The sequence below is a fragment of the Mycobacterium sp. 1245852.3 genome (genome assembly GCF_001669335.1).
GTDB lineage: Bacteria > Actinomycetota > Actinomycetes > Mycobacteriales > Mycobacteriaceae > Mycobacterium > Mycobacterium europaeum_A.
In genome coordinates, this window is sequence record NZ_LZLL01000563.1 from 1 (window position 1) to 7934 (window position 7934).

Sequence of the window (7934 nt, forward strand, 5' to 3'; positions counted from 1 at the left end):
GCCCGGCTGGCCCATTCCTCGTCCACCGCGCCGCCGAGCGCGAGCGCCTGGCCCAATACCCTGCTCGCCGTGCGCAATCCGCTCAGTTGGACGTCAAGCGTGATCGGGGTGAGCGGTCCGGGCAGCGCCTCGTTGAGGGGGGACGCACTGAAGACGGGAAACCTCGGATCGATCTGGTCGTCGAATTCGCCCTCGATGCCTTCCGGTGCCGCACTGCGGGCGTCCTCGGAAGGCCGTCGGGAGTGGGCCAGCACCTCGACCGGGAGCGCGAGCCGCCCGCCGTGATTGATCGCGCCCGCGGTGTCGACTCGGCGACCGACGAGTCCGCGCGCGGTGTCGGCGACCGCGTCAAGCGCGTGCCAGCCGAACTGGAACGACCAATCTTCTTGTGCGGCAAAAACATCCATCTCGGGGACCAGTTGCGACCAGCTACGCACCCGATGCAGCCGGGACCGCGGGTCGGCGGCACGTAGCACCCGCCAGGCGGTGACCAGGTTGACGGTGTCCGGGCTGGCGAGGTCCACCACACCGGTGCGGTCGGTGTCGAGCACCGACACCAGAAAGCGCATCAGGTCGTCGAGATGAAGCACCCGCATGGGTTGGGTCGAGACCTTGGCGCGCAGCAGGGTGGCCACGGTGCGGCACACCATCCAGTCGAGCTGGCGACCGACCGGTGGCGCGATCCGGACCACGACGGTGGGGCCCCAACTCGACGAGACCAGGTCCTCGGCCGCCCGGTACAGCTCGGGCCGGCCGGCGGCCTGCGACACGAACAGCAGCCGGGACCCGGCGCGGGCGGCGGCATCGGTCACCCGTGCGAGGCCGTCAATGTCCGCGCTGCCCGGGGCGGTCGGGTCGATGGGGGCCAGGTGGATCACCGCGTCGGCCTCTTCGGTCAGGTCCCGCAGGACCCGATCGCGCAGCGACGCGCAAACAAACTCGACGTTGCGGTCCAGGCATGGATGAGGCAGTTCAGCAATGCCGGTGACCGTGTGCCCGGCAGCGATCAGCTGCCCAGCGACCAGCCGCCCGAGTGCGCCGGTGGCGTCGGTAACCAGGATGTGCACCTGGGCTCACCTCCCCCAACCCTCAGCATTCAACAATAGGCAAGTCGGCGTGGGCTACGCGACCGTTGGTCCGGTAACGGTTCGGCCGACCTGGTGTGATGTTGCCGGCCGGGGCTATCGCAGCGTCGCGCTGCCGTCCGCGGCGACGGCCGCCTTGGCGCCACCGATGTCCTCCCGCACCGACTCCTGCGCCGCGGCGGGATCGGTGACCACGGCCAGCGCACGCGCCCCGTCGGGCGTACGGACGGCCAGAAAAGCCTTCTCGGGCCGCCCCTCGCGGTCGAAGGGGGTCGTCCAGGCCTCCACGGTGCCGACGCCTTCCCACCCGACCGCCGCGTCGGTCGTCGGCTCCCGATCGACGGCGGATTGCGTGTCTTCCCAACGGAATTCGGCCGGTGGCTCGGTGCTGTACACGCCGAAGCTGTGTTTGGTCAGGTAGCCGCCGTTGGCGGTGATCAGGCCGCGCCGGCCCGGATTGGCCACCAGCAACTCCGCCATGGTGGCGATCGAATGCATCACGTAGTTGCTCCATGGTCCACCCGCGAACGTCAGACCGCCGGTCACCGTCAGCGGGCGGGCGGGATCGTCGGCGCTCAGCCCGAGCTCGGCCGCCGCCACCTGAACCGCGGAGGGGAAGCAGGAGTACAGGTCGACGTAGTCGATGTCGTCGATACCCACGCCGGCCAGCTCGAGCGCCCGCGCGCCGGCGATCCGGATCGCCGTCGAGCGGTGCAGTTCGTGACGTTCGGCGACCGACGGCGTGTCGTGGGCGTCGGTGCCCGCGTGCGGGTAAACCCACCGCTCGGCCGGAATCTTGAGGCGGGTCGCCTCCCCGGCCGAGGTCAGGACCAGCGCCGCGCCCTGGTCGACCATGTTGTTGGAGTTCATCAGCTTGGTGTAGGGCCAGCTGATCATGCGGTTCTGCGGACCGGCGCTGCGGATCTCGTCGGCGCTCGACGGCTTGCGGATCCAAGCGTTCGGGTTGTCCACCGCGACGGCGTTGAACCGGGCCCACAGCGCCCCGATGCGCTCGAGGTGATCGTCGATCGACTCGCCGTTCGCGATCCGCAGCGCCTCCTCGAACAGCGGATAGACGTAGGCGGGCCGGTCCAGGGAGATCCTGATCTCGGCGTCACCGGCCATCGGGACGTCGTCGCCGCTGATTTCGGCCATCGGGACCGAGTGGTCCTGCTCGGTCCACACCAGCTTGGCGCCCTTGGCCCGCAACCCGCGCCGGGTGCGCCAGGTTTCGGCGCCGGCCAGCAGCACCACCCGGGCGTGACCCCGCTGGATGTCCAGGCAGGCCTGGTTGACCAGCGACTGTGGCACGTTGCCCCCGACGGGGCTGTACAGCGTGCTGAAGTCCGTCGCCCCGATCCGCTGGCCGAGCAACAGGCCCGGGTCGCGGTATTGGGCCGACAGGATGTTGACGATGCGAATGGAGTCGACGGCCTGGATCACCGCGGGGTCGGCGGCTTGCCCGGCCGCGGCGACCATCAGGTCCATCGGCTCGACCGAGCGGCCTTGCGGGTCGATCTCGTCGCGATGGTTGACCTGGCCGTAGCCGATCAACACCGGGGTCGTGGGGTCGACGCTCATGGGAACGAATTTAGCGTGGCTATGGATCTGGTCCCGTCGGGCCTCGCCGTGGCGCCCCGGGGTGGCGCTGCGGGCTCGACCGCTAGACGGTGTCGGCCGGGGCGGACAGGACGCCGTCGTCGAGCAGCCGCTGGATGTCCGCGGGGTTCATCCCGAGCACCTCCCGGCAGATCTCGACAGTGTGCTGGCCGGGCAGCGGCGCCGGGGCGTGCCGGGCCGCCGGGATGTGGCGATACGGCGCCGGACCCGTCTCGGCCGGCAACGGATTGTCGATCAGGGGATGCGTCATGGGGCTGTAGACGTTCCGCGCCACCAGCTGGGGGTCCTCGAGCACGTCCGGCGGGCGGTTCATCGGCCCCGCCGGGACCCCGGCCGACTGCAACAGTTCGGCGGCCCGCAACGGGGTACGGGTGCGGGTCCACCCCGAGACCAGCTCCACCAGCTCGCGGCGATGGGCCAGCCGCGCCTCGCCGGTGGCGAAGCGCGGGTCGTCGGCCCACCCGGCGTGATCGAAAACCCAAGCGGCGCGGCGCCATTCGTCGTCCGACCGGATCGAGATGACGCACCATTCGTCGTCACCGGCGCAGGGATAGACCGCATGCAGCCCGGTGTCCTCGCGGATCTGCGTGACGCCCGCGGCCAGCGCGGCCTCGGTGACGTACAGCGTGTCGAGTTGGTTGACCACGACCTCGGCCTGCGAGATGTGGACGTGGGCGCCCCGGCCGGTCCGGTCGCGGTGGATCAGCGCGGCCAGCGCCCCGATCGCGGTGACCCGGCCCACCACGTGGTCGGGGAAGACCGTCGTCGCGTCGTAGAACCCGTGCCGGCCCGCGGCGGCGTCGTCGGTCGCCTCGTCTGACGTCCAGAGCCGGGTGACCCCGGTGGTGGCGCGCACCAGTGGGCCGTAGCCCAGCCGCGCGCTCCACGGCCCCGTGTCGCCGAACGCGCTGCTTTCGGCCAGCACAATGCGCGGGTTGAGCGCGCGCAGCTCGTCGTAGGAAAACCCCAGTGCCCCAAGGGTCCCCGGCTTGAAGTTGGCGAAGACGGCGTCGGCCTCGGCCACCAGGCGGCCGAAGATCTTCTTGCCCTCGGCGCTGCGCAGATCCAATCCCAGGCCCCGGTTGTTGCGGTGCGTCCAGGCGAACGACTCGCTCATCGCGTCGCCGATCCGGGCCTGCCGCAGTCCGTCCGGGTAATCGACGCTTTCGACTTTGATGACGTCGGCGCCCAGGTCGCCGAACAACCGGCTCAGCTCACCGCCGGCCACGATGATGCCCAGATCCAGAATCCGCAGCCCGGCAAAGGGATAGTCGCCGAGCCGGCCCGAGGACGACGGCACCACCGACGGGTTGGCGCGCCAATAAGGTTCGTCGCTTCCCGCGGCGGGGACCGGCGTCCGGAAACCCGCGCGGCGGCCGTCGACGACGAAATATCCGGTCGGCACGGCGGTGCGCACGCCGGGGACCAGTTCGGCCTCGGTGATCGCGCCCACCGCCTGGAAGTGTTCGGACCCCAGGATCCGTGCGGGCGTCAGCACCGCGGCGATCGGCACCCCGTTGGCCTGCCCGGCGGCCACCAGATCCTGCATGGTCTGCCCGGCGAACAGCTCCCGGATCAGCTCGCTGATCTGCGGCCAGGCCGCGAACCGCTCGCCGATCGCGTCGAATTTCGGGTCCTGGAACTGTTCCGGCTCCCCCAGCCAGCGCCGCAGGCCGCGCCACTGCCGCGGCGCCATCACACACAGCCGGACGTAGCCGTCCCGGCACGGATAGATCGGGTAGGCGTCCTGGTTCTTCGGCCGGCCCCGCCACCGCCCGCTGCGGCGGACGCCGGCGGCGGCCTGCCCGTGCGCGCCGAACGCGGGATCGAGCGCCATCACGACGGCGTCGAACCACGAGAAGTCGATGTAATCGCCCGTGCCGCAGCGTAATCGGTTGTAATACGCCGCGAGCGCGGCCCACGCCCCCTGGACGGCGGCGGTCGCCGAAGCGATGCCGTCCGGCGGCAACACGGGCGTGCCGGTGGTGGGGCCCGACCGCGACAGCGCGCCGCACATCGCGTACAGCACCGGATCGGTGGCGCGCCAGGACGACCGCGACCCCGTCGCACCGAAGTCGGTGATCGAGAGCACCACCAGGTGTGGGTAGCGGGCCGCCAGCTCCTCGCCCGAGGTCCCGAACATGGCACCGCGCTCGTCGGCGCCGGTGTCCACCAGGATGTCGGCCTCGGCGGCCAGTGCCAGGAAGCGGGCGCAGTCCTCGTCATCGAACGGGTCGAGCACCGTGCTGCGCTTGTTGGCGTTGTGCACGGCGAACGGAATGCTGGCGCCGCGCAGCGTGGGCAGCGCATCGCGTCCCAGGCATCCGCCCGGCGGTTCCACCTTGAGGACGTCGGCACCCAGGTCGGCGAACAGGCGGGTGACCGCGTCGGCGACGCCGCTCGACAAGTCGAGCACACGCACGGCATCGAGCAGCCCGTCGGCCATCTGGACACCGTACCTGCCTGGTCAGGCGGCTGCCCGTCGGGCATTCCCCATGCGGATCGATCGCCGGCGCGGCCAAAGTGCCGGGTGGGCAAGCTGATTCGGCGCACCGGTGATGGTGGTCGGTGGTCGGTCGAAGACCCGCGCCGGCGCGGCGTCGGCTATCGTCACAGGCCGATCCGCCAGGCCCACCCGTCGTCTCATGGAGGCATCCCGTATGACCGCGCACCTGAGCTACCTCGAGGCCGTGGTGGTCGGCGCCTTCCAAGGCGTCACCGAGCTGTTCCCGGTGTCCAGCCTGGGGCACGCGGTGCTGGTGCCCGCGCTGGCCGGCGGGCGATGGGCCCAGGACCTCAGCGTCTCGGCCCCCAAATCGCCCTACCTGGCGTTCATCGTGGGCCTGCATGTGGCCACCGCCGCGGCGCTGCTGCTGTTCTTCTGGCGTGACTGGGTGCGCATCCTGACCGGGTTCTTCACCTCGCTGCGTCATCGCCGGATCCGGACGCCCGACGAGCGGCTGGCCTGGCTGATCGTGGGCGGCACCATCCCGGTGGGCCTGGCGGGGCTGGCGCTAGAACAGCTGTTCCGCACCACACTGGGCAAGCCGGTCCCCGCGGCGGCCTTCCTGCTGCTCAACGGGATCGCGCTCTACGCGGGAGAAGTGTTGCGCCGGCGGGTCGCGCCCGAACCGGATGGGCCGGCGGCGACCGGCCAGGAACTCGAACACGGCGACGAGGCGTCGGACCGCCGGCTCGCCCAACTGCCGCTGCCCCGCGGCGTGGTGATCGGTGCGGCGCAGATCCTGGCGCTGTTCCCCGGCATCAGCCGCTCGGGAATCACCATCGTCGCCGGGCTGTGGCGGGGCCTGTCGCACGAGGACGCGGCGCGGTTTTCCTTCCTGCTCGCGACCCCGATCATCCTGGCCGCGGGGGTGTACAAGATCCCGGAACTCTTCGGGCCGCTCGGCGCCGGGATCGGGGGCCAGGTGTTGGCCGGCAGCGTCGCCTCCTTCGTCTGCGCCTACCTCGCCGTGCGCTTCCTGACGCGCTACTTCCAGACGCGGACGCTCACGCCGTTCGCGATCTACTGCGCCCTGGCCGGCGGGGCCAGCCTGGTTTGGTTTGCCCTGCGCTGAACCGGCGGGCTACCGGTCATCTGGGGATTGTTGCGCGGGGCGACTTCGAGTGCTGTGCTTAGCCCACTGGCGAAGTTGACACCCGTCAAGAATCTGGAGGGGACCAGGAATGGCAGATACGGCTTCCGTCGGCGTGAAGGGCAGGGGCCGGCTGAAAGGCAAGGTCATCGTGATCACCGGCGGCGCCCGGGGAATCGGACTGGCCACCGCGACCGCGCTGCACAAGCTGGGCGCCAAGGTCGCCATCGGCGACGTCGACGAGGTGCGGGTGAAGGAGTCGGGCGCCGACCTGGGCCTCGACGTCTACGGAAAACTCGACGTCACCGACCCCCACTCGTTCGCCGACTTCCTGGACGAGGTCGAGCGGCAGCTCGGCCCGATCGACGTGCTGATCAACAACGCCGGCATCATGCCCGTCGGCCGAGTCATCGACGAGCCGGACGCGGTCACCCGCCGGATTCTGGACATCAACGTCTATGGCGTGATGCTGGGCAGCAAGCTGGCCGCCCAGCGCATGGTCCCCCGCGGCACGGGGCACGTCATCAACGTCGCCTCGCTGGCCGGTGAGCTCTACATCGTCGGCCTGGCCACCTACTGCGCCAGCAAGCACGCGGTGGTCGCGTTCACCGACTCGGCCCGGCTGGAGTACCGCAAGGCCGGGGTGAAGTTCTCCCTGGTGTTACCGACGTTCGTCAACACCGAGCTGGTCGCCGGCACCCCCGGCATGAAGGGCTTCCGCAACGCCGAGCCCGCCGAGATCGCCGACGCGATCGTCAACCTGGTCGCCCACCCCAAGCCGCGGGTGCGGATCACCAAGGCGGCCGGCGCGATGGTGGTCTCCCAGAAGTTCTGGCCGCGTCGAATCGCCGAGGGGCTCAACCGGATGCTCGGCGGCGATCACGTCTTCACCGACGACGTCGACGTGGCCAAGCGGCAGGCGTACGAGGCCCGCGCCCGCGGCGAAGACTAGCCGCGCACGAGCATTGTGCGCCGAAGGCGCGCACAATCGGCCCAGTGAGCCTAGAAACCCGAACCTCCGTGCCCGCGCAATCTCCGCTCTCCGACGACGAACTCGCTCTCATCGACAAATACTGGCGCGCTGCCAACTATCTCTCGGTGGGGCAGATCTACCTCCTCGACAACCCGCTGCTCACCCAGCCGTTGTCCACCGAACACGTCAAACCGCGCCTGCTGGGGCACTGGGGCACCACGCCCGGGCTCAACCTCGTCTACGCGCACTTGAACCGGATCATCCGCAACCGCGACGCCGACGTCATCTACGTGACCGGCCCGGGCCACGGCGGCCCCGGGCTGGTCGCCAACGCCTACCTGGAGGGCACCTACAGCGAGGTGTACACCGGCATCGAGGAGGACACCGAGGGCCTGCGCAAGCTGTTCCGGCAGTTCTCCTTCCCCGGCGGCATCCCGAGCCACGTCGCCGCCCAGACGCCGGGCTCCATCCACGAGGGCGGTGAGCTGGGCTACGCGCTCGTGCACGCCTACGGCGCCGCGCTGGACAATCCGTATCTGGTGGTGGCCTGCGTGGTCGGCGACGGCGAGGCCGAAACCGGGCCGCTGGCCGCCAGCTGGCACTCCAACAAGTTCCTCAACCCGGTGACCGACGGCGCGGTGCTGCCCATCCTGGCGCTCA

Annotated in this window: 5 protein-coding genes and 1 pseudogene; 3 read left to right on the forward strand and 3 right to left on the reverse strand. The window is 70.4% G+C overall.

What is annotated here, in order from left to right; translation table 11 throughout:
- The 3 genes from A9W96_RS26275 to A9W96_RS26285 form a co-directional block, all read right to left on the reverse strand.
- Nucleotides 1-1067: NAD-dependent epimerase/dehydratase family protein (locus A9W96_RS26275; RefSeq protein ID WP_156765424.1), on the reverse strand; the 1067-nt coding region annotated here is incomplete at its 3' end.
- Nucleotides 1068-1181: 114 nt separating this feature from the next.
- The gene (locus A9W96_RS26280; protein ID WP_067144216.1) at nucleotides 1182-2666 is read right to left on the reverse strand and encodes an acetyl-CoA acetyltransferase; all 1485 of its coding nucleotides are present in this window, start codon (nucleotides 2664-2666) and stop codon (nucleotides 1182-1184) included.
- A gap of 82 nt (nucleotides 2667-2748) precedes the next feature.
- Nucleotides 2749-5151 carry a CaiB/BaiF CoA-transferase family protein gene (locus tag A9W96_RS26285; protein ID WP_067144218.1) on the reverse strand — a complete coding sequence of 801 codons (2403 nt, stop codon included), beginning with the start codon at nucleotides 5149-5151 and terminating at the stop codon, nucleotides 2749-2751.
- A gap of 214 nt (nucleotides 5152-5365) precedes the next feature.
- Between A9W96_RS26285 and A9W96_RS26290 the strand changes: the two genes are divergently transcribed.
- The 3 genes and pseudogenes from A9W96_RS26290 to A9W96_RS26300 all read left to right on the forward strand — a co-directional run.
- A complete protein-coding gene (locus A9W96_RS26290; protein WP_066872820.1) occupies nucleotides 5366-6283 on the forward strand; it encodes an undecaprenyl-diphosphate phosphatase in 918 nt (305 codons plus the stop codon).
- Between the two features lie 109 nt (nucleotides 6284-6392).
- Nucleotides 6393-7253: an SDR family oxidoreductase gene (locus A9W96_RS26295; RefSeq protein WP_067144220.1), complete on the forward strand. Its 861-nt coding sequence runs from the start codon at nucleotides 6393-6395 to the stop codon at nucleotides 7251-7253.
- Nucleotides 7254-7297: 44 nt separating this feature from the next.
- Nucleotides 7298-7934 (forward strand): annotated as a pseudogene (locus A9W96_RS26300) (phosphoketolase); the annotation flags it as partial.